This window comes from Acinetobacter sp. GSS19 (genome assembly GCF_028621895.1).
Taxonomy (GTDB): domain Bacteria; phylum Pseudomonadota; class Gammaproteobacteria; order Pseudomonadales; family Moraxellaceae; genus Acinetobacter.
In genome coordinates this window covers 1415327-1438123 of record NZ_CP117520.1, presented here as the reverse complement: position 1 = coordinate 1438123, position 22797 = coordinate 1415327, and the positions used below count along the sequence as shown (strand labels likewise).

The following is a 22797-nucleotide window of genomic DNA, read 5'->3' as shown; positions in this document are numbered from 1 at the left end:
CCGTTTAGGCTGAAAAATGTTGAGGGCATAGAGTAAAGCACTTTGAATATGCTAATCTAAATTCAGTAATGATTATAGATTTTAATATTAATGACGGATTCAGCAGTCGATACAGTTCACCACAATATTCATCAACGCCAGTCGATTGGCCAATTGGTTGAGCCAGCACCAGATGCTGCTCAACTCGAACGAGCTTTTCAGGCGGCATTGACCGCACCTGATCATCACCGTTTAAAGCCGACGCGCTTTATGGTCGTTGAAGCGGATCAGCGAGCAGCATTTGGCCAGCTTTTGGCAGGTGCTTTGCAAGACTTGGGTGAAACCGATGCTGTACAGCTAGATCGTGTGCAACAACATCCGTTTCGCGCTCCACTATTGGTTTTGGCACTGACCCAGATACATGACCATGCCAAGGTTCCGGCATTTGAGCAACTGCTCAGCAGTGGCGCTGCGATTCAGAACTTTTTATTGTCTTTACAGGCGCAGGGGTTTGCCAGTATGTGGCGCACCGGCGTGGTGGTTGAATCACAGTGGTTGAAGCAACAGCTTGGCTTGCAGCCTCATGACTTTATTTCGGGCATTATTTATATTGGCACGGCAGCTAAAGCAATTCCTGCCCGGGCTGATATTCAAACTCAAGATTTTGTCCAATTTTGGACAGTATAAAAATCCAGCACTATAGACTTCTTTAGGGATAACAAGAATGACGGAATTAAAATTTACTGATTTGGTTGAACCGGTAAATATTGATCAGAAAACCGCCTTGAGAATTACGGTGCTGGGTGGTGGTAGTTTTGGAACGGCTATGGCGAACATCGCAGTGCGCAATGGCTGCAACACCATGATCTGGATTCGTGATCCTGTCACTGCAGCTGAGATTAATAGCACCCATGTCAATAAACGCTATCTGCCAGATTATGTTTTAGAGCCTGGTTTGCGAGCAGAGTCTGATCTGGAAGCCGCTGTTCGCGACCGCGATATTATCTTGGTGGCAATTCCGAGCCATTCTTTTCGTGATGTATTGCGACAAATCAAACCGTATATCAGTGCACAAGCAGTCATTTCATTAACCAAAGGAATTGAAGCCAATACCTTTAGTTTTATGAGCGATATCATTCGGGAAGAATTACCCGAGGTACCTTATGGTGTATTGTCAGGACCTAATCTGGCGAAAGAAATTATGCAAGGCATGCCGGCAGGTACCGTGATTGCCAGTGAATCTGAATTGGTACGCTATGCCGTTCAGCAGGCCTTACATAGTGCACTTTTCCGTGTGTTTGGGAGTGATGATGTGCACGGGGTTGAGTTGGGTGGTGCACTGAAAAATATTTATGCTGTGGCGATGGGTATTGGTGCTGCTTATAACATTGGTGAAAATACTAAAAGTATGATCATCACCCGTGCTTTGGCAGAAATGAGCCGCTTTGCAGTGAAGCTTGGGGCCAACCCACTGACGTTCTTGGGGCTGTCAGGCGTAGGGGATTTATTTGCAACCTGTAATAGTCCGTTAAGTCGTAATTTCCAAGTGGGTTATGCGCTGGGTAAAGGGAAAACTCTAGAGCAGGCGACACAGGAATTGGGACAAACGGCAGAAGGTATTAATACCATCGTGCAAGTGCGCAAACGCGCCGAGGAATTGGATGTTTATATGCCGATTACCAATGCCTTATACGAAGTGATTTTTGAACATGCGCCGCCACTGAATATCGCTTTGTCATTGATGAAGAATGGCCATCGTAGTGATGTTGAATTTGTACTGCCACATCATGAAGTGTGATTTAATTTTTAGTTGGCTCGACAAAAACTCGAAGTTGAGTCGTGTACAGGGAGTGAAAATATGCAACTGACATTGGTGCGTCATGGTGAAGCGATACCGGAAGGTCGGGGTCAAGCGCAAGATGCAAAACGTCCTTTAACTCCGCGTGGCCATCAACAAGCCCAACAAACCGCAGCATATTTAAAAGATCAGATTCAGCCGGATGTGTTTGTCGTCAGCACTTTATTACGAGCGCAAGAAACACTGGAGCATCTTCAGCAGTATTTTCCAGATGTACCGGTCTTTCTATGTGACAAGATTAAACCGGATGATAAAGCCAAAGACGCGATTGAATGGTTATCACAGTTACCTTATGAATCCATCGTGGTGGTTTGTCATATGAATGTGGTCGCTCATATTGCAGAGCAGCTTACCCAGCAGCCTTATCATCCATTTGCTTTGGCCGAAGCACGCATTTATGAACAAGCCGTGATTTCCAATGGTTTATCCACTCAGCAAAAAGCTTTTATTCCAACGGCTTGATCGATCAATTGGGCTAGATTCACGGGTTGATTGTGGTTTTAACATGAATGGTTCAGGTGGTCAGTAGGCTTGAGCCATTTTTTAGAGCGAGTTACATTTAGAGGATGTTTTACCTCGAAGAGCAACCGGCTGATCATTTTGCAGGGATAGTCAGGCTTGTCAACGAATTGAGCTTAGAAACAAAATAGCTTTTGATCTTTAAAATTTGTAAACCCTTTTAGAGTTGGCTTAGCAATTGATTCTTAATGCTTATTGGTTCGCAAAATTAGCTTAAATTAGCACCGTTTTGGCTTGAACGGGTAAAAATAAAGGCAGATCAAGCATGGTGTTTTAGACCACCTGTGCCTATAATATGGCGACTTAAAAGCAGTAGACTTTCGTAGATATGTTGTATTCACTGGCTCGCCCTTTGTTGTTTTCTTTAGCACCAGAGCGTGCGCATGATTTGACATTATCCTTACTGAAATCCGCCCATCAAATGGGCGTGATCCGCGCGAATAGTATTGCAAAACCGGTTACCTGTATGGGGATTCAGTTTCCTAACCCAGTGGGTTTAGCAGCCGGTCTAGATAAAAACGGTGCTTATATTGATGCGTTGGCGGCACTCGGTTTCGGCTTTATTGAAATCGGAACGATTACACCGCGTTCTCAACCAGGCAATCCTCAACCACGTCTATTCCGTATCCCTGAAGCCAAAGCGATTATTAACCGTATGGGTTTTAATAATGCTGGTGTGGATCAGCTGATTGAAAATGTAAAAGCAGCAAAATTCAAAGGTGTATTGGGTATTAATATTGGTAAAAATGCTGATACGCCAGTGGAAAAAGCAGTCGATGATTATCTGATTTGCTTGGAAAAAGTCTATAACTACGCCTCTTATATTACGGTTAATATTTCTTCACCGAATACCAAAAACCTGCGTAGCTTGCAAAGTGGCGATGCATTAACAGAATTATTGGAAACCTTAAAAAATCGTCAGCTGCAATTGGCTGAAGAGTATCAGCATTATGTACCACTCGTATTGAAGGTTGCGCCTGACCTGAATCCTGATGAAATTGAATTTATTGCAGCAAAATTGCTGCAATTCAAGATCGATGGTTTGATTGTAACCAATACCACTTTGTCACGCGAAGGGGTGAAAAATCTGCCATTTGGTGATGAAGCAGGTGGTTTATCTGGTGCGCCAGTCTTCGAGAAAAGCACAGCATGTTTAAGTCGTTTTGCTGAATTGTTGCAAAATAAAATCCCATTAATTGGTGTTGGTGGTATTGTGTCAGGAGAGCAAGCACTTGCAAAACAGCAAGCCGGTGCAACGCTCGTGCAAGTGTACAGTGGTTTAATCTATACGGGACCAAGTCTGATCAAAGACTGCGTCGATGCCATGACCTGATTATGAACACCCTTGATCTCATTATCCTGATAATTTTGCTCATTGGGGGGCTAAACGGTTTGCGACAAGGATTGCTAAAAGCCTTTGCGAACTTGGTTGGATGGATTTTTGCCCTAATTGTGGGTGCAAAATATGCCAATCTGCTCGCACCCTCCATGCAGGCACTGAGTCAGGATCCGGTGGTGCAAAAGATTGCGGCCTTTGCATTTATTGTGCTGTTTATCATTGTTTGTACCTGGCTGGTGACTTCGATCTTAAATGGTGTGTTGAAATCCCTCAAACTTGGCCCCATAAACCGTTTGGCAGGTGGTGCTTTTGGAACATTAAAAGGTCTGCTGATTGTACTGATCACTATGCAAGGACTGGGTCCTTGGGTAGAAAGTTCCCCACACTGGAAACAGTCCAAATTTATTCAGAATTTATTACCTTATGCGCCGATGGCCAGTGAAGTGTCGAAAGACGTGGCGAGTGAAGCGTGGAAACAAATGAAGTCCGAAGAAGGTTCTCATCAACCTTCCGTTTCTGATCCTGTGAAGTCACGGTCAGAACATTCAACAAATAATCCTTTTAATTAATCCCTAGCTGGTCTGCGAGGTTGCTATGTGTGGAGTAGTTGGTATAGCTGGTAAATCACCTGTTAACCAAATGTTGTTTGATGCATTGACGATGTTACAACATCGGGGACAAGATGCAGCAGGGATTGTAACTTGCCAAGATGGCCGTTTATTCTTGCGTAAAGATAATGGCATGGTGCGTGACGTGTTTCATACTCGTCACATGCGTGCATTGTTGGGCAATTACGGTATTGGCCATGTGCGCTATCCAACTGCAGGTTCATCAAGCAGTGCTGAAGCACAGCCTTTCTATGTGAACTCTCCGTACGGCATTACCTTGGCCCACAACGGTAACTTGACCAATGCAGAAGAAATTCATGAAGATCTGTTCAAGACTGACTTGCGTCACATGAATACCGATTCTGATTCGGAAGTTTTGCTGAATGTGTTTGCACATGAATTGCAAAAATGTAATAAGTTTTCACCAACTGCGGAAGACATCTTCCATACGGTTAGCCGCGTGCATGAACGTTGCAAAGGTGCATATGGTGTTGTGGCGATGATTACTGGCCATGGCTTGGTTGGTTTCCGTGATCCGCATGGTATCCGTCCATTGATTTATGGTTCGCGTGAAACAGAGCAGGGCACTGAATATATCATTGCATCTGAATCTGTTGCGATTACAGCGCTTGGCTTTAAGATCGAGCGTGATATTGCCCCAGGTGAAGCAATTTTCATCAATGCAGAGGGGGAGTTATTTACACAGCAATGTGCGACTAATCCGCAATACCATCCATGTATTTTTGAATATGTGTATTTCGCGCGTCCAGATGCAACCATTGATGGCATTTCGGTGTATAAAGCGCGTTTGCGTATGGGTGAAACCCTGGCCAATAAAATCCTGCGCGAGTGGGGTGAAGACCATGAGATTGATGTGGTGATTCCAATTCCGGACACCAGTCGTACTGCAGCTCTGGAACTCGGTAATAAACTTGGTGTGACTTTCCGTGAAGGGTTTATGAAAAACCGTTATATCGGTCGTACCTTTATCATGCCAGGTCAGCAACAGCGTAAAAAGTCAGTGCGTCAAAAGTTGAATCCAGTAGAGCTTGAGTTTAAAGATAAAAATGTCTTGCTTGTGGATGACTCGATTGTACGTGGTACAACCTGTAACGAAATCATTCAGATGGCCCGTGATGCTGGTGCCAAGAAAGTATTCTTTGCTTCTGCTGCACCCATGGTGAAATATCCAAACGTCTATGGTATCGATATGCCAGCCAAATCAGAGTTGATTGCAGCGCATCGTTCAGTTGAAGAAATCCGTCAAGAAATTGGTGCAGACCGTCTGATTTTCCAAGATCTGGAAGATTTGAAAGATGCGGTACGAACCAAAAAAGTGCCTCATCTCACTGAATTTGATTGTTCCGTATTTGATGGAGTGTATGTGACGGGTGGTATTGATGAACAGTATCTGGATGATTTACAGCAAAAGCGCAGTGACTCAGCCAAAAAGAAAAAAGATGGCTATATTGATGTAAATATTGATGCTGCATCCGTTGATCTATCTGGTGTAATGGAAGGCTAAGTATCACGAGCAAAAAAAGCGGGTTTTTCCCGCTTTTTTTCTTTATGATGTGGCTCAACAATGTAATAGGGAAGTTTTACATTGAAAGATGTAAGTCGCTATTTAATCAAAAATAAGAACATGAGGTGGTCTGCCAGTATGTGTATATTGGCGGTCATCCTCACAATTTTTATCTTGAATGCTTGTTTTGGCTTGATTGTGCATTATTTTGAGCCAGATCAGCCCATCCTCTGGCATCGTTTTAGTCCTTATTTTGTTTTAGTCATTCTCTCAATTATGCTTGGATCGGTGGTACATGAATTCTATGTTTTTCGTGAAGGTGGCCATTGGTTGGCCAAACAGATCAAAGCACGACGCTTGAATGCCTTGGAAAGTACCCCGGAAGAAATGACAGTCTTGCGACTGACGGAACAGTTGGCGCAGAATTTTAGTATTGAACCCCCAGGGATCTATGTACTGTCTGACGAGGTTGGCGTCAATGCATTTACTGCAGGCTTTTCGCCACAGGACACGGTGATTATCCTGACCTGGGGGGCACTACAAAATCTGGATGAGCTGGAACTCTATGGCTTGCTCAGTCATGAATTTAGCCAAATTCTATCAGGGGAGACGGCTGAAAATACCCGTTTAAAGGTGTTGTACAGTGGTCTGACGACATTTAGCCGATGGGGTAGTCATATTGCCAAATGCGGTTTTGATTCACCTGGATCGAAACGCGGCAATAAGTTTGAAACGATTCTGGTGGCTGCTGGCGGGCTGATCTGGCTAGTGGGTAGCCTAGGGGTAATGATTTCTCGTTTTATTAAATATTTAACTTTGGGTGGACGCACTTTCCGAAACGATCAGGAAACCAAGTTGTTGATACGTAATGATGCGAATATCCAGACCTTATTAAGAATTTATGTGCATCATGCCGGATCACAGATTCACAGTGAATACTCTGAATCGATAGCCCATATGTGTTTTGCCAACTCGTTAAGCCCACAAAGCTGGTTGAATATTCATCCGAGTATTCAGGATCGTCTCTATAAGTTAAATCCGCATCTGTTACAGGATTTACGTCTGGAAAATTTGAAACTGGGTCCACATCCAAAATTTAGCATGTCGCAAATGATGGACGAAATGGATCAGGAAACTTATCATCCATGGACCTCACCTCAGCCTTTGCCCCTGCTGCGCTTATCTCCGATCAGTTTTGCAATTAAAGATGCCATCAAACCCTTAAAACGTCAGATTCGACAAAACATGTCGCGTCCTGAGCTGTTGCAGCGAGCATTACAGACTTCTACTGGAGCACGTGAGGTCATGGTGGCGATTCTGATGATCCGTCAGTACCGTGAGTTTATTCCACAAGATGCCGAGGTCAGCCGTGCGATCATTGATGCTTTATTGCATTTGGATGGGCGGGTGCATATTCAGATCTTTCATGATGCGTGTCAGACGATTGGAAAAATGCCTGCGACCGTGGGACGACAATTTCTGACCAAGTTGGCACGGATCATTCAGGAAGATGGAGAGATTGGCCTGTTAGATGCCTTGCTGTTAGAGCGTGTCAAATATCGGCTGGGTCTTATGCCGTTGCATACGCCCACTTCACTGGAAGATGTGAAGCCTCAAGTTGTGCGTTTGATCGATGCGTTGTTGCATGTTCAGCAAATCAATACCTTAAATCAGTTTGATGTGCGTCATCAAATTTTGCAGCGTGTGTTGAATACAGATGAATTGCCGCTTTACGAAGAAATTTCGGATGAGCCGATTGATTTGGCAGAGATTCTGAATGACATTGCTGGCTTGTTGTTGCGTGATCGACTGATGATTTTGGCAGTTGCCGAGTTATGTTTGTGGCAGGATCGGATTATCACGCAGGATGAGTTGGACGTGCTCGAATTGCTATATTGGCGTTTGGGTTTTGAAACCGATGAAATTGTCGATCAAATGCAGAAAAAGAGCAGTATTGTGATTGTTTGATCTGGACGTGAATTGTCCAAGCTCAGTAAAGAAAGCACAGCGTGACCCGCTTAAACCGGCTAAAATAGTGCAAATTTGCGAGACGACGAAAATAGTATGATGATGGGGCAACAGCGCAGTAGACTGGCGGCCTTGGGAATCGACCTATGGGTTCCCAAAGATGCACTACGCCAGGAGAAAAGTTGTCCTTCCCTCTGGCGAGATCAGTCACCAGAGCACCCTGCTACACACGTTGATCTGGCTATAACAACCAGTGTCCCTGTTAAAAAACAAGAAAAAAGGCCGCCTGTAGTAGAAGCACCTGTGCCTGCTCGGGTTGAAGCGACGGTCGTTGTTGAACAGCGCATAATAGTGCCTGAGACGACCCATAGTGAGCAAATTGCTCCTTTTACGCTGCAAGCCTGTAGTTTGCCTCATTGTGTGATTTTGCTTGATGCGACTGTATTGTCCGAGCAGCAGCAGCGTTTGTGGTTCAATATTCAGACAGCGCTACCAAGCCAGTTTCATGAGTTGAAATGGCCATTTCCATTGCCGCATTTGCAAGACAGTCGCGGCTTTCAGAGTTATATTCAGGGATTTATTGATGCCATGAGTTTGGATAAAAACTTGATCATACTAGGCGATATTCCGTATCTTCAACACTCCATACGAGTCGCTTTACCGAGTTTGGAGCAGATGTTACAACAGCCGCAATTCAAACAGCAGTTGTGGCACTATATGCAAAATAAACCTAATTCAATGGATGACTAATGCGTAAAAAAGTGGTGGTGTTTAGCCAGATCGATACTGAAATTCTGAGCCGTTTACAGCAAGTGTATGAGGTTGTGCAAATCGACCCGAAGCAGGGTGATGTGAATGAACAGTTGCGTGCGCACGTTGTGGATGCTGATGGTTTGATTGGTGCGGGGCGTTTATTAAATGAAAAAAATCTGGCCACCGCCCAGCAGCTTAAAGTCATTTCCAGTGTTACGGTGGGCTACGACAATTACGATGTAGATTATCTGAACCAGCGCAAGATCTGGTTGACCAATACGCCGCATGTGCTCACAGAAACTACAGCAGATCTGGCTTTTACCTTGTTGATGAGTGCTGCACGCAAAGTCACAGAACTCGATGTATGGACTAAACAGGGACAATGGAAGAGAACAGCCGGCCCAGCACAATTTGGCCAGGATGTTTTTGGCAAAACTTTGGGAATCGTCGGTTTAGGTCATATTGGTGCAGCGATTGCCCGCCGTGGCTTTTATGGTTTCAATATGAATATCTTGTACCATAACCGCCGTGAAAAGATTGAAATGGCGCAACCCCTAAATGCGCAATACTGTGGTCTTCCAGAATTACTCCAGCGTTCGGACTTTGTGGTGATTGCTGTTGATTTGAATGCTGATTCTCAGGCCTTGATGGGTGCCAAAGAATTTGCTCAAATGCAGTCACATGCAGTATTTGTCAATATTGCCCGCGGATCTGTCGTTGATGAAGCCGCTTTAATCGAGGTCTTGCAGCAAGGGAAAATCTTTGCAGCGGGTCTTGATGTTTATGAAAAAGAGCCATTACAAGAATCGCCGTTGTTCAGTTTGCCGAATGTTGTGACTTTGCCGCATATTGGTTCTGCGACGGCCGAAACCCGAAAAAAAATGGTTGAGCTGGCCTATCGTAACTTGGTCGATGCTTTAGAAGGGCGTACGCCTCGTTATATAGTGAACCCTGATTTTCGTTAAAATTTGATAACACTTCCTTGCGAATCTTTCCTATTTTCAATGCTATAGTCTAAATCTGACAGTATAAATTTGGGTGTGGCATTGAAACGGGTATTCTTGACTGTTGGACTAAGTTGGGCTTCGATGATGGGGCTTGCACAGCCGTTTTATCCTGCTCCTCAAGCTAGTCAGTTTGATGTGCCCGAAATTGCCACGGGCATCGGGTTGATTGACCAGCAAAATGAACGCCTGATTGGCGAAAAAGTTTATCGTCAGGTGCAGCAGCAAATGCCTGTATTGCAGGATCCATGGCTGGAAGACCAGTTTATGGAGGTGTTTGCGCGTGTGCAAAGTCAAGCGCAATTGGGCCAACCGATTGGTCTGCTATTAATTAATGATCCGCAAATCAATGCCTTTGCTGTGCCTGGCGGTTTGTTTGCTCTTAATACAGGGCTAATCACCACTGCACGTAATATGGATGAAGTTGCAGGCGTGATCGCACATGAGGTCGCTCATGTCAGCCAGCGCCATTACAGTCGTTCACAAGAAGCTTTTAAAGGGCAAGGCTTACTCGCACTAGCGGGTGTGTTGGTTGGTGCTGCGATTGCTTCGCAGGCAAATGGTGATGCCGGTGCAGCCGTGATGATGGGTTCACAAGCAGCGTTGATGGATCAGCAGTTAACCTATAGCCGTAATCAGGAGCGTGAAGCAGACCGGATCGGCATGCAATATATGTATACGGCGGGCTATAATCCTGAAAGTATGGCTGATTTTTTCGAAATCATGCATCGCTCGACCAGCCGGGTGAGTTTTCTGCCGGATTTCTGGTTGACACATCCGCTCACGACGGAGCGTATGAGTGAAGCACGATTACGAGCGCATCAACTGCCAAAAAAATCTCTGCAGGCGAGTGATTTGGATTTTGAAATCCTCAAGTGGTATACAGCTGTTTTGACCAATCAGACCTCTGAGTCTCAGCTAAAGAGCTTGGCACAAAACAGCGCTGCTGGGCAGCTTGCATTAGCAAGCTTTTATCTGAAACGTGGAGAATATGCCGAAGCACAGCAGGTATTGAATCAGGTTAAAGTTCAGATGACACAGCATCATCTGCTGACTTTGTTGCAAACTGATATTTATTTGGGACAAAACCAGTTAGTCCAAGCCAATCAGACGGTTGCTGCTCAGCAACGGATTATGCCTGAAAACCGAGCATTGGCTTTGAAGCTGGCGGAAGTGTTAATTCGTCAGCAGCAAGCGGGGCAAGCGCAGACTTTATTACAGAGCTGGATTGACAAAAATCCAAGAGATTTGCAGGTTTGGCGTCTGATGCAGCAAACAGCGGCTTTACAGCGGCAGTCACCTTTATATACCGTCAATGTTTTGCGTTATCGCGCTGAAGCCGAGTACTGGTCAGGGCAAGAGGAAACAGCGATTCGTTCATTGTTACATGCGCAGCGGCTTGCTAAAGAGAACAGTGCAATTTCTGCAACTATTGACCGGCGTTTAAAGCAAATGCAATTTGAACGGCAAATGAAAATCTAATCGCGTTCTGAAATTTACGAAAACACGAATAATTCTGAAAGGAGAAAGGACAAAATGTTTGTTTCAAATGGTTTGGTCGACGAATGACTTATACAGTAATGATTAAAACATGAGCATATCTATGCTATTTCTAGCGAAATAGATCAATCAGATATAGCTGGAACGTGTTTAAGAAAGACTAAAATTAGCCAAGTTTGGCTTTAATTTTACTCGAAACTAGCGCAGGATCGGCGCGCCCGGCTATGAGCGGACGCAGAGAATTCATCACCTTACCCATATCTTTCATGCTAGTAGCACCTTGAGCAACAATGGTTTGCTCAATGAGAGAATCAAGCTCTTCCTCAGTCATAGCTTCTGGTAGAAACTGAGATAGCACCTCAATTTCGGCTTGTTCTTTACTAGCTAAATCTTCTCGGCCAGCACCTTCAAAGGCTTTAACCGATTCTTTACGTTGTTTAATTTGCTTTTCAATGACCGCAAGAACCTGAGCACCGTCAAGCTCTTTGCGCTCATCGACTTCGATTTGCTTAATTGCTGCCTGCAGACTACGGATCACGGTTACCTGTGCCATATCACGGGCACGCATTGAGGTTTTCAACACTTCGGTAATTTGATCTTTTAAAGTAGTCATTAAAGTATCCAAGCAGTCAATCACAAATTAATTAGTAAAGGCGAGTAGTACGAACTGATTCGCGAGCCAATTTCTTTTGGTAACGCTTAACAGCAGCCGCTTTTTTGCGCTTACGTTCTTGAGTTGGTTTTTCGTAGAATTCACGCTTACGTACGTCAGCCAAAACACCTGCTTTTTCGCAAGAACGTTTGAAACGACGGATAGCTACGTCTACTGGTTCGCCTTCTTTCAATTTAACTTGTGGCATGAAGAATCCTCATAGTTTATGGATAAGATCAAGGCAGGATTGCCTTAGATCACAAGTGAAGTGCCGTATTTTACTCATTTACATCTCATATCACAAGTCTATAATAGCTTTCGCGTGATTTTTGAAATTCTTTATAGGCAGTTGAATGATCGTTTTAGGCTTAGAAACTTCTTGTGATGAAACCGGTTTAGCCTTGTATGACAGTACCTCGGGCTTACGCGGACAAGTGCTGTATAGCCAGATCAAACTGCATGCCGAATACGGTGGGGTTGTGCCTGAACTGGCGTCACGTGACCATGTACGCAAATTAATTCCTTTATTAAATCAATTACTGCAGGATAGCGGTGTCGCAAAAAATGAAATCGATGCAGTGGCCTATACCCGTGGTCCGGGTTTAATGGGTGCATTGATGACGGGTGCACTGTTTGGCCGTACGCTGGCATTTGCTTTAAATAAGCCTGCGATTGGTGTGCATCATATGGAAGGTCATATGTTGGCACCCTTATTGTCTAAAACACCGCCCGAATTTCCTTTTGTCGCTTTACTGGTTTCCGGTGGACATAGTCAATTGATGGCAGCGTATGGTATTGGTCAGTATGAACTGCTTGGTGAATCGATTGATGATGCGGCAGGTGAAGCATTTGATAAGGTCGCCAAAATGATGGGCTTGCCGTATCCAGGTGGACCAAATATCGCAAAACTGGCAGAGCAGGGAGACCCAACGGCATTTGATTTTCCACGTCCGATGTTGCATCAAGGTTTGGAGTTTTCTTTCAGTGGCTTGAAGACGGCTGTTTCAGTACAAATGAAAAAACTGGGCGATGAAAATCGTGATGCGGATATTGCCGCCAGTTTCCAGGAAGCGATTGTGGATACCTTAGTGAAGAAATCAGTCAAAGCCTTAAAACAAACCGGTCTGAAACGTTTAGTAATTGCGGGTGGGGTGAGTGCCAATCAACGCTTGCGTCAGCGTCTTGAAACAGATTTAGCCAAAATCAAAGCCAGTGTCTACTATGCTGAGCCTGCGCTATGTACCGACAATGGGGCCATGATTGCGTTTGCAGGTTATCAACGATTACAAGCAGGGCAATGCGATGGATTGTCGGTCACTACAACACCGCGTTGGCCGATGACTGAACTGCAGCGCCCAGCTGAAATTTAGAAAAAGAGGCGAAAGCCTCTTTTTTATGCAAACTTAGCGCTTGAGCTGCTGTGAGCCGATCCAATGCTTGGAAAATTGATAGGCGGAACGCCCCGAACGTTGTCCGCGTGACTGACACCAGCGTAAGCTTTCTGCACGGGCTTCTGTGTTAAAGGGCATCTGGGCTTTTGCTAAATAGTGCTCGACAATTTCCAGATACAGATTTTGATCCATAGGATAAAAAGACAACCATAGGCCAAAACGGTCGGAGAGCGAAATCTTTTCTTCGATAGCTTCCTGGGGATGCAATTCAACATATTGCGGAACATCTACCTTGGTGATCGGGGTATTTTCATGCATAAATTCAGGTAACAGGTGACGTCGGTTACTGGTCGCATAAATAATAAAATTGCTAGAGCCAGACTGTAGCGAACCATCAAGTACACTTTTCAGGCTACGGTAGTTTTCATCTTCCGCGTTAAATGCTAAATCGTCGCAATACACAATAAATTTCTCAGGACGGTCTGCAATCAGTTTTTGAATTTCGGGTAAATCCTTGAGATCGTCACGTTCAATTTCAATCAGACGCAAGCCTTGATCCTGAAAGGCAGTCAATAGTGCACGAACAATTGAGGATTTCCCGGTACCGCGTGAACCTGTCAATAAAACATCATTGGCTGGCAAACCCTGCAAAAACTGCAAGGTATTTTGGATGACTTTTTCTTTTTGTTTTTCGATGCCTTTTAAGTCGTCAAGATAAACGGCTTTAGGTTGCTGAATCGCTTTGAGCTGGCGGTCTTGCCATTTAAAGGCGGGTGCAGAAAAATCGGTGGCTTGTTTGGGCTCCGGTAACACCTGTTGTAATTGTTGCAATACCGTCGCCAACGCACCGAGAATGTTTTCAGGTAAATCAAGAGTAGCCATAATTGATGTATATTGTTGAACCCTGCACGGATAGTAGCATTGCCGTAAAAAATGTAACAGCGTACCGTGTAACTTGGCGTAAATTTAAAAGTTTTTGCACTTGATTGAGGGAATATTACTGCGCATAGTGGACACAGTACCGGACGTGTGATCGCAAAACATAGAGGCAGGTCATGTTTAAAAACTTTACCAGTGAGCTTAACCCGCATCAGGCCTATCGAATGAAAAAATTAAAACGGCAATTAGAGCGGGCGGAAAGCTATGAAGAATGGAAAAGTATTGCTTTAAAACTCGATGAAGAAAGTGGTGCGCAAGAATGGAAATATGACAATACCTCCGAGTACTTTGATGCCGAGCTGATTTCTCATCGTCTGAATCTACTGAAAAAATACCGCACTCAAGACCGCATCGTCGATCTGATCTATATCCTGCGTGAAGGTCTGACTTATGATATTGCCAATATCGGTCATCCCATGCTGTTTACCGCAACTTACGTCGGGACAAAAAAAATTATTGAAGACTACGTCGAAGAGGTGAGCCATAGTCTGTATTACCTGGTTTCGTCTAACTGCAATGGCATGTCTGTGCAGGAAAGAATCGATTTTTTTGAAAACTGCCAGCGTGCTTATGGGCAGCCCGCTTTGATGTTTTCGGGTGGAGCCACATTAGGCCTGTTCCATAGCGGTGTTTGTAAGGCACTGATGGAACAAGATCTTATGCCTAAAGTGCTGTCAGGTTCTAGTGCCGGTGCCATCATGGCGGCAATGATGGGCACTGCAGCGCATGGTGAAGCCATGAATATTCTGCAAGGCGATCACTTTTTTAGTGATGCTTTCCATTTCCGTACCCTGAGTGAGATGCTCAAAGGCAATGGAGGTATTGCGGATGTCAAATACCTAAAAAAATTCTTGGTAGAAAATCTGGGGGATCTGAGTTTTGAGGAAGCTTATAAACGTTCCGGTTTGCATGTGAATATTGCTGTTGCACCTTATGATTCTGTTCATGATGCACGGATCCTGAATAAATTTACTTCTCCGAATCTGCTGGTGTGGAGTGCTGTACTGGCCTCCTGTGCGGTGCCGATTCTATTTCCACCGGTACGTTTAACCAGTAAACGCTATGATGGGGTACATACGCCTTATATGGCGAATACACGTTGGGTGGATGGCAGTGTGCGCAGTGATTTTCCGCAGGAAAAAATGGCTCGTCTGTACAATATCAATTACACCATTGCAAGTCAGGTGAATCCGCACGTCGTCCCGTTTATGCAAACGGATGAAGAGCGTTATCGTAAGGATGTCTTGAGTATGCCTGAACGAATCGTTCGTCATCAAAGCAAAGTCATGGCGATGGAACTGATGGATTTCACACGTGAACGTATGGGCCGAATTCCACCGATTCGCCGCTTGCTTGATCACGGCTATGGCATTATTGACCAGCGTTACTATGGGGATGTGAATATCGTGGGAAAATATAACTGGCGACACTACAGCTATATGCTGCAAAACCCACGCCCGCATTTATTCCGATTGTTGCAGCGTGAAGGTGAACGCGCCACCTGGCCAAAAATTTCGACCATTGAAACGCATGCTCGTATTGGCAAGACAATTCAGCACTGTTTAGATTTATTACGTTTTCACCAGAAATATGCGGTAAAAGAAACTTCTGATGTTGCGATTTGATCCGAGTCAGCCGGTTCGCCAAGTCAACTTACTGACCAAGGAAAACAGCAGGGTACTAGGGCGCCGACTTTATTGTTTGCAGCAGGGTGACAAAAGTTATTGGCTGAAACTCCATGTGTTGGATGGCAATGCTGAGTGTGCACAATCTTTTCAGCAGGAATTGGCGTTCTATCAAAGATTTGGTGCATCGCTTGCTGATTTTCTGATGCCTTTTCAACTGTTAAGTCCTGCAGATTTGGCGTGGCTATCCGATAGGACTTCAAGTCCGCTGTTGCTACTGCCTCATGCTCAATCTTACTGGTCAAACCCTGCAGAATTAAGTGTACAACAAATTGCAGCGATTATCCGTGAATGTCTTGATAGTCTTGAAGCATTTCATCAAGTGGGCTGGATTCATGGGGATCTTAAAGCTGAGCATTTTGTGGATTATCAGGGACAGCTGAAATTACTGGATTTTGAGCAAGCTCATCCTTTAGATGGTCGTCCTATCTCTGCTGCGTTGAGTGCAACACCGCGCTATATGGCACCGGAGCTTTTCCATGCACAGCCAAAATCACAACAATCGGATTTGTATGCGTTCGGAATCATTCTTTATGAATGGCTCACCCAGCAACGTTTTGCTGCACGTTCTTATCAGCAATGGGCGGTATTGCACTGTCAGCGTTTAAAAGTTGAACTGCCATTAGCATTCAGAGTTTTTGAACCTGTTTTACAAGGATTGGTGGCAAAGTCTTTGCAGCAACGTTTTACTCATGTAGGGCAGGTAAAACAGGTACTTACAGGTATAAATTTGCTAAAAAATGATCATAACTGATTGTTTTGATTGTTATTTAATCATCTGTGTGGTTTTTTGATAAAAAGTTCTTGTCATGTTGGAGTGATCTCTATAATATACACAGCCATCGGGGGGCGTGGCGAAATTGGTAGACGCACTGGATTTAGGTTCCAGCGCCGCAAGGTGTAAGAGTTCGAGTCTCTTCGCCCCCACCACTTTAAACTAAGTAGCATTAAAGCTTGGTATAAAGTTATAGAGGATTGGTGTAATGGTAGCATGACGGTCTCCAAAACCGTTCGTCAAGGTTCGAATCCTTGATCCTCTGCCAAATATCCTACCGAAGGATATAAAAAATCGGGGGCGTGGCGAAATTGGTAGACGCACTGGATTTAGGTTCCAGCGCCGCAAGGTGTAAGAGTTCGAGTCTCTTCGCCCCCACCATATTCAAAAAAACCAGATGTTAAACATCTGGTTTTTTTATGTCTAAATTTTTATATGATGATAAAAACAAGAAAAGGTATCTATTTCCGTATAGATGCCTTTTGAGTTTCTTGTGCTTTCAGTGAGATAAGCTAGAAGCTATTATGATCATTAAGCTTTTAAATGGTCTTCGAATTCTTCCCCGAGTTGCATCGCGAGTGCATTACCAGCTAAATCACAGGTAACCAGACCATATTCTTTTTTAAAGCTAAAGGTGAAACCTTTACCGTCAGCCAAATTTTTAACTGAGTAACCCAACTTTTCTAACCAAATTCTAAAGGCGATCAAGTTCTTTGCTTTAACCACTTTTTTCACGAGCAAACTCCTTATTAATCTCTAGATTCTTTAATAGGGATATCGATTGATTTTTTAAAGGGTGAAATTGTAGAGCTTTAACTTATAGATGAGTTTTTGATGAATTTCTAGCCAATATTCGTATTTTAGGTGATGGCTTGGGAATGCACTCTTTGAGCTTGCTTTGGGATTTTGATTGATTTGTTTTGATTGATTTAGTTAGAAACTGAATATAAATAAAGAGCTTATTTAAGATTTAGGGTGATTTATATGGGAAATTTTAAAAATCTACAAGAATATTTAATCGTATATTTTGGAAACGATTTGTCATAAATTTGACTTGAGAGTATGTTAATTGATATGTAACAATTTGTAATAAATATAAAATTTATTGTGATATATTTGGCAAAAATTAATAAAAGTATAATCCAGTGCATTTTAAGGTTAATTCTGTGGTTTTATTGTGTTTTTTTGTAATGATAAAATAATATCACTATAAGGAAATAATGCGTGAAAAATGTTTAATAAATTTTTAGGAGCTGGGGTAACCATACTATCTCTGATTTTATCTCATTCAGTATTTGCTGCTAATAAATCTTACTACTCTGATGATCGTCTTGCTGATTTGATTCGGGTAGTTGAATACTCAAAAAATCATGAAGAAATTAGTCAGTTGGAAAATCGAATAGTGGCACGTTCGAGCTGGAATGTTCGCTGTTGGATTAAGGTGTTTGATCAGGCGAAGATTTGTACTTTGCAAAAAGACAATATCACTGTAATCCGTTTGAATCATGACTATAGTGTGGTCATCGGTAATCAACCGAGTAAAAGTCCTAAAACAGCTTTGCGTGTAGATCAACATCCTGTGATATATACTCAAGATGGCTCATTTCGTAATGCTTTGCAGTTAATTGAGCAGTTTAAGCGCGGTTATTATGTCTATATGCGTTTCCAGCAAACCCATCAATTTGAAGATATTGATCAGCAAGTTTCTCTGATGGGTTTTCAAGATGCTTTTCGGCAGATGGAAAAGCAATTTGCGCAATTAGAGCAACAGAAAACCAAAAATAGTCTGTAAAATGAGAAAAAGGGTTATTTGGTCAGGTGAGATCATGCAGCAACTGGCGATTGCAACTTTAGTACAGCAACAGCTTCAGCAACTTCAGCAGCAAGGGTTGGAAGCGGTTGCTGTGTTGATGGGGCATGAAGATTGGCTTGAGTTTTCCAGTCAAAGTGAGGTGTGTTACACCCCGTTTGGGAGTGCGCGTTTGCATCAACCTGCTTTAAACCATTTACAATTGGTTCGGGTTGATCAGACGCGCTATTTGCAGGTGGTGACAGCTGAGCAACTCGAAGAATATCAACGTCAATGTCAAGATCAGGGCGATTCGCTTTAAAAGTTATCTTTCAAGAGACGGATTCTAGCAAACTCAGCTACATTTTCTGCACGTAGAAAAGGGTTTGTTTCTAATTCTAATTCAATACTGGAAGGTAGAGTGATCTGGTCTTTGTTGCGTAATTGTTTTACCTGCTGCATACGCTGTTGCAACTCGATATTGTCTGGCTCAATCGTGAGTGCAAACTCCGCGTTTGCTAGCGTGTATTCGTGTGTGCAATACACACGGGTGCGTGGTGGGAGTGCTGCGAGTCGGTTAAGGGAGTGATACATTTGTTCTGCTGTGCCTTCAAACAAGCGACCACAACCCATAGCAAACAAAGTATCCCCACAAAATAAGGCATCTATGGCATCAATGAAATAACAAATATGGCCTAAGGTGTGTCCTGGTGTGGCAATCACATCAATTTCAAGTTGGTTAAAATGGAATTGATCCTCATGCTGTAAGGCATGACGAATAAATGGGATTTTACTGAGTTCTTCACGTGGACCATATACCGGAATGTTTTGTTCTGTAATTAAAGCTGGAATACCGCCAATATGATCCTTATGCCAGTGAGTGATCCAGATCTGTTTTAATTGTAAATGATGTTGTTGGCAGAAATCGGTGACCAGTGCTGCTTCTGTGGGGTCAATCACCACAGCTTCTTGGGTGTGTGTATCTTCAATCAGCCAGATGTAGTTTTGTTGGTTATTTTTGACATCAATTACATGCACTTGATAGGTCATACGAATTCCTTATTCGGTTCATTTCGTCTTTATCTTAACAGTAATTTAAAGTATCGAGTGGCGGGAGGTGAAATGGCGGTAATCATAAAAAACCCTCCGAAGAGGGTTTTTTTGTTCAGCTTAATTAGGCTTGCTGTTCGCGTGCAATCGCACGGTAACCGATGTCTTTGCGGTATTGCATGCCATCAAACGTCACTTTTTGACATAACTCCAAAGCTTTTGCTTGAGCTTCGCCAATGCTATTGCCGATTGCAGTCACACAGAGCACGCGACCACCGGCAGTGATTACGTCGCCATTAGCATTGGTTGTTGTGCCTGCATGAAATACTTTGGCATCGGTCATTTCTGTGTCTAAACCAGAGATCACATCGCCTTTGCGTGCAGTTTCAGGGTAACCTTCTGAAGCGAGTACGATGCCGACAGTCTTGCGCTCATCCCATTCAGCTTGTGCTGGCAGATTGCCTGCAATACCCGCTTCAACCAGATCCACCAGTGATGATTTGAGACGCATCATGATTGGCTGGGTTTCCGGATCACCAAAACGGCAGTTGAATTCGATGACGCGTGGCTGACCTTGTTCGTCAATCATCAGGCCTGCATAAAGGAAACCGGTGTAAACGTGGCCATCAGCTGCCATACCGTCTACAGTTGGACGCATCACTTCAGCCATCACTTTGTCGAATACGTCAGGTGTTACCACCGGTGCAGGGGAATAAGCACCCATACCGCCAGTATTTGGACCTTGGTCGCCTTCAAAAATACGTTTGTGGTCTTGAGAAGTCGCCATTGGCAGAATATTTTTGCCATCAATCATGCAAATGAAAGAGGCTTCTTCACCGGCAAGGAATTGCTCGATCACCACACGTGAACCCGCATCACCAAACTTGTTGCCAGCGAGCATGTCATCAATCGCATCAAAGGCTTCCTGATTGGTCATGGCTACGATCACGCCTTTACCCGCTGCAAGGCCATCTGCCTTGATGACAATCGGTGCGCCATTTTTTTCAACATACGCTTTTGCTGCATCGACTTCGGTAAACACGTCATAAAACGCAGTTGGAATGTTGTGGCGCTTCAAGAAGTGCTTGGCAAACGCTTTCGAGCCTTCAAGCTGTGCGGCATACTGAGTTGGGCCCCAAATTTTGAGACCGGCTGCACGTCCTGCATCGACTACACCATTGACCAGTGGAGCTTCTGGGCCGACCACCACCAAATCCACGTTATTGGCTTTGGCAAAAGAAATAATCGCTGGGTTATCCAGAATATCAAGATTGACATTTTCACACTTGTTTTCTGTCGCTGTCCCGGCATTTCCCGGAGCAACGAAAATTTTGCTGACTTTGTCATCTTGCGCGATTTTCCATGCCAAAGCATGTTCACGGCCGCCACTACCCAAAACTAAAATATTCATCGGTTCATACTCCATGAATCGAAAATGACATAAAGTCCTCAAGCTTTGGGCAGAGGACTTTATGCAAGATTTAGAAATCTATATTGAATAAAGCAGGATGCTTCATATCAGTCTTAGTGACGGAAATGACGCATACCCGTGAACACCATTGCGATACCATGTTCATCGGCTGCTGCGATTACTTCTTCATCACGCATCGAGCCACCTGGCTGGATAATGCATTTGATACCTGCTTTGGCTGCGTTATCAATACCATCACGGAATGGAAAGAATGCATCCGATGCCATTACTGCACCTTCAACGACCAAACCTGCATGTTCAGCTTTGATCGCAGCAATACGCGCAGAGTTCACGCGGCTCATTTGGCCTGCGCCCACACCAATTGTTTGACGGTTTTTCGCATACACAATCGCGTTTGACTTCACATATTTTGCTACTTTCCAGGCAAAGATCAGGTCGTCAATTTCCTGTTCAGTCGGTGCGATTTTAGTCACTACTTTCAGGTCATCTTTGCTGATCATGCCTAAATCTTGGTCTTGTACCAATAGACCGCCGTTTACGCGTTTGTAGTCAAGCTGTGCAGCACGTGCATCAATCGCTGGAAGTTCACCGCAAACCAGTACGCGAACATTTTTCTTCGCGCCAGTCACTTCTAGAACGCCTTCAGCGATACTTGGTGCAATAATTACTTCAACGAATTGACGGTCAACAATCGCTTGTGCAGTCGCAACGTCAAGTTCACGGTTGAATGCAATGATGCCACCGAATGCAGATTCAGGATCTGTTGCATACGCTAAGTCGTAAGCGGCTTGGATACCATCAAGAGAAACTGCAACACCACATGGGTTGGCATGTTTAACAATAACACAAGCCGGTTTTGCGAATGATTTGACACATTCAAGCGCTGCATCGGTGTCCGCGATGTTGTTATAAGACAATTCTTTGCCTTGTAACTGTTTTGCTGTTGAAACAGAAGCTTCTTTTGCTGCTGGATCGACATAGAAAGCGGCTGCTTGGTGTGGGTTTTCACCGTAACGCAAGTCTTGTGCTTTTACCAATTGGGTATTGAAAGTACGCGCGAATTTGTCGGCTTCACCTTCAGCTTTGCCTACACGTGCACCGAGGTAAGAAGCAATCATGCCATCATATTGTGCCGTGTGTTCAAATGCTTTTACTGCCAAGTCAAAACGGGTTTCATACGACAAACCACCATTCGCTTTCAGTTCAGCAATCACTGTGTCGTAATCCGATGCATTCACCACGATACCTACAGACGCGTGGTTTTTCGCAGCAGCACGTACCATGGTTGGACCACCGATGTCGATGTTTTCAATGGCATCTGCAAGGGAGCAGTTTGGTTTAGCAACTGTGGCAGCAAATGGATAAAGATTCACAACCACGAGATCAATTGGATCAATGTTGTGTTCTTGCATGACCGCTTCGTCTAGACCGCGACGAGCCAGGATGCCACCATGAATTTTCGGATGAAGTGTTTTTACACGGCCGTCCATCATTTCTGGAAAGCCAGTATGTTCAGAAACTTCTACTACGGGGATATTGTTGTCTTTGAGCAACTTGTAAGTACCACCAGTAGAAAGAAGTTCTACCCCCAAATTCGCTAGATTTTGAGCAAATTCAACGATTCCAGTTTTGTCTGAAACAGAGATCAGAGCGCGCTTAATAGTCATGATTTTGAAGTCTACAGATTAAAAAACAAATAGGCATAAAAAATGCCCACGAAGACGTGAGCATTTTAGCATCTTACTCACTCATTAAACCGTGAGCTTTTAACTTTTTACGCAAAGTACCACGGTTGAGTCCAAGGATTTCAGCTGCGCGAGTCTGGTTGCCGCGAGTGTATTCTAAGACCACAGATAAAAGAGGTTTCTCCATTTCTGCTAGCACCATGTCATAAACCTGAGATGGTTGTTCACCTTGCAATGACGCAAAATAATGGCGAACCGCGCGATCCACGTGGATACGAAGCGCAACATCAGATTGTGCAGTAAAAATAGGAGATTTGCTATTCATGCGAGTTAATCCGAAAATCAA

General features: G+C 44.0%; 23 protein-coding genes and 3 tRNA genes. 18 read left to right on the top strand and 8 right to left on the bottom strand.

Translation table 11 applies throughout. The features are described 5' to 3' along the window. Positions 1-90: 90 nt before the first annotated feature. From PGW99_RS06915 to PGW99_RS06870, 10 genes are all read left to right on the top strand, one after another. Complete coding sequence (locus PGW99_RS06915; protein WP_273776845.1) at positions 91-666, top strand: nitroreductase family protein; 576 nt, start codon at positions 91-93, stop codon at positions 664-666. Between the two features lie 37 nt (positions 667-703). Next, positions 704-1777 (top strand): NAD(P)H-dependent glycerol-3-phosphate dehydrogenase, encoded by a 1074-nt coding sequence (locus tag PGW99_RS06910; protein WP_273776844.1) that lies wholly within the window; start codon positions 704-706, stop codon positions 1775-1777. 60 nt (positions 1778-1837) lie between these two features. Beyond that, a complete protein-coding gene (locus PGW99_RS06905; protein ID WP_273776843.1) occupies positions 1838-2299 on the top strand; it encodes a SixA phosphatase family protein in 462 nt (153 codons plus the stop codon). Between the two features lie 385 nt (positions 2300-2684). Next, entirely contained in the window at positions 2685-3689 is a 1005-nt protein-coding gene (locus PGW99_RS06900; protein ID WP_273776842.1) for a quinone-dependent dihydroorotate dehydrogenase, read from the top strand. Between the two features lie 2 nt (positions 3690-3691). Then, a complete protein-coding gene (locus PGW99_RS06895) occupies positions 3692-4264 on the top strand; it encodes a CvpA family protein (RefSeq protein ID WP_273776841.1) in 573 nt (190 codons plus the stop codon). 25 nt (positions 4265-4289) lie between these two features. Beyond that, positions 4290-5828, top strand: coding sequence for an amidophosphoribosyltransferase (purF, locus tag PGW99_RS06890; RefSeq protein WP_273776840.1), 1539 nt, complete (start codon positions 4290-4292; stop codon positions 5826-5828). Positions 5829-5909: 81 nt separating this feature from the next. Further along, a complete protein-coding gene (locus PGW99_RS06885) occupies positions 5910-7796 on the top strand; it encodes a M48 family metalloprotease (protein ID WP_273776839.1) in 1887 nt (628 codons plus the stop codon). A gap of 96 nt (positions 7797-7892) precedes the next feature. Further along, complete coding sequence (locus PGW99_RS06880) at positions 7893-8546, top strand: hypothetical protein (RefSeq protein ID WP_273776838.1); 654 nt, start codon at positions 7893-7895, stop codon at positions 8544-8546. After that, positions 8546-9514 carry a 2-hydroxyacid dehydrogenase gene (locus PGW99_RS06875; protein WP_273776837.1) on the top strand — a complete coding sequence of 323 codons (969 nt, stop codon included), beginning with the start codon at positions 8546-8548 and terminating at the stop codon, positions 9512-9514. The genes PGW99_RS06880 and PGW99_RS06875 overlap by 1 nt, the downstream gene beginning before the upstream one ends. Before the next feature lie 81 nt (positions 9515-9595). After that, positions 9596-11035, top strand: coding sequence for a M48 family metalloprotease (locus tag PGW99_RS06870; RefSeq protein WP_443098188.1), 1440 nt, complete (start codon positions 9596-9598; stop codon positions 11033-11035). Positions 11036-11219: 184 nt separating this feature from the next. On the opposite strand, the gene PGW99_RS06865 is transcribed toward PGW99_RS06870, so the two are convergent. Together PGW99_RS06865 and rpsU are read right to left on the bottom strand one after the other, a co-directional pair. Beyond that, entirely contained in the window at positions 11220-11666 is a 447-nt protein-coding gene (locus PGW99_RS06865) for a GatB/YqeY domain-containing protein (RefSeq protein ID WP_273776836.1), read from the bottom strand. 31 nt (positions 11667-11697) lie between these two features. After that, positions 11698-11913 carry a 30S ribosomal protein S21 gene (gene rpsU, locus PGW99_RS06860; protein WP_001136722.1) on the bottom strand — a complete coding sequence of 72 codons (216 nt, stop codon included), beginning with the start codon at positions 11911-11913 and terminating at the stop codon, positions 11698-11700. Positions 11914-12058: 145 nt separating this feature from the next. Here rpsU and tsaD point away from each other — a divergent pair, with 145 nt between their 5' ends. Beyond that, entirely contained in the window at positions 12059-13075 is a 1017-nt protein-coding gene (gene tsaD / locus PGW99_RS06855; protein ID WP_273776835.1) for a tRNA (adenosine(37)-N6)-threonylcarbamoyltransferase complex transferase subunit TsaD, read from the top strand. Positions 13076-13108: 33 nt separating this feature from the next. Here tsaD and PGW99_RS06850 read toward each other — a convergent pair whose 3' ends face one another. Beyond that, positions 13109-13978 (bottom strand): ATP-binding protein, encoded by an 870-nt coding sequence (locus tag PGW99_RS06850; RefSeq protein ID WP_273776834.1) that lies wholly within the window; start codon positions 13976-13978, stop codon positions 13109-13111. A gap of 173 nt (positions 13979-14151) precedes the next feature. Between PGW99_RS06850 and PGW99_RS06845 the strand changes: the two genes are divergently transcribed. The 5 genes from PGW99_RS06845 (at position 14152) to PGW99_RS06825 (ending at position 16876) form a co-directional block, all read left to right on the top strand. Next, positions 14152-15660, top strand: a complete 1509-nt coding sequence (locus PGW99_RS06845; protein ID WP_273776833.1) for a DUF3336 domain-containing protein — start codon at positions 14152-14154, stop codon at positions 15658-15660. Continuing rightward, positions 15647-16474, top strand: coding sequence for a serine/threonine protein kinase (locus tag PGW99_RS06840; protein WP_273776832.1), 828 nt, complete (start codon positions 15647-15649; stop codon positions 16472-16474). The genes PGW99_RS06845 and PGW99_RS06840 overlap by 14 nt, the downstream gene beginning before the upstream one ends. A gap of 91 nt (positions 16475-16565) precedes the next feature. Then, positions 16566-16650: transfer RNA gene (locus tag PGW99_RS06835), tRNA-Leu, on the top strand. 39 nt (positions 16651-16689) lie between these two features. Then, positions 16690-16763 (top strand) — tRNA-Trp (locus PGW99_RS06830). 28 nt (positions 16764-16791) lie between these two features. After that, positions 16792-16876, top strand: a tRNA-Leu gene (locus PGW99_RS06825). Positions 16877-17026: 150 nt separating this feature from the next. Here PGW99_RS06825 and PGW99_RS06820 read toward each other — a convergent pair. Beyond that, entirely contained in the window at positions 17027-17230 is a 204-nt protein-coding gene (locus PGW99_RS06820) for a hypothetical protein (protein WP_000758190.1), read from the bottom strand. Between the two features lie 496 nt (positions 17231-17726). Here PGW99_RS06820 and PGW99_RS06815 point away from each other — a divergent pair, with 496 nt between their 5' ends. Both PGW99_RS06815 and PGW99_RS06810 read left to right on the top strand, forming a co-directional pair. Then, on the top strand, positions 17727-18287 hold the full coding sequence (locus PGW99_RS06815; RefSeq protein ID WP_273776831.1) for a hypothetical protein: 561 nt from the start codon (positions 17727-17729) through the stop codon (positions 18285-18287). Positions 18288-18321: 34 nt separating this feature from the next. Then, positions 18322-18606, top strand: a complete 285-nt coding sequence (locus PGW99_RS06810; RefSeq protein WP_273776830.1) for a hypothetical protein — start codon at positions 18322-18324, stop codon at positions 18604-18606. Here the strand turns inward: PGW99_RS06810 and gloB are convergent. From gloB to fis, 4 genes are all read right to left on the bottom strand, one after another. Continuing rightward, entirely contained in the window at positions 18603-19334 is a 732-nt protein-coding gene (gene gloB / locus PGW99_RS06805) for a hydroxyacylglutathione hydrolase (protein ID WP_273776829.1), read from the bottom strand. The two genes, PGW99_RS06810 and gloB, sit on opposite strands and share 4 nt — an antisense overlap. Before the next feature lie 124 nt (positions 19335-19458). After that, positions 19459-20745, bottom strand: coding sequence for a phosphoribosylamine--glycine ligase (purD, locus tag PGW99_RS06800; RefSeq protein ID WP_273776828.1), 1287 nt, complete (start codon positions 20743-20745; stop codon positions 19459-19461). A gap of 113 nt (positions 20746-20858) precedes the next feature. Then, the gene (gene purH / locus PGW99_RS06795) at positions 20859-22433 is read right to left on the bottom strand and encodes a bifunctional phosphoribosylaminoimidazolecarboxamide formyltransferase/IMP cyclohydrolase (RefSeq protein ID WP_273776827.1); all 1575 of its coding nucleotides are present in this window, start codon (positions 22431-22433) and stop codon (positions 20859-20861) included. A 73-nt stretch (positions 22434-22506) separates the two neighbouring features. Next, on the bottom strand, positions 22507-22776 hold the full coding sequence (gene fis, locus PGW99_RS06790; protein WP_005014868.1) for a DNA-binding transcriptional regulator Fis: 270 nt from the start codon (positions 22774-22776) through the stop codon (positions 22507-22509). Positions 22777-22797 lie beyond the last annotated feature (21 nt).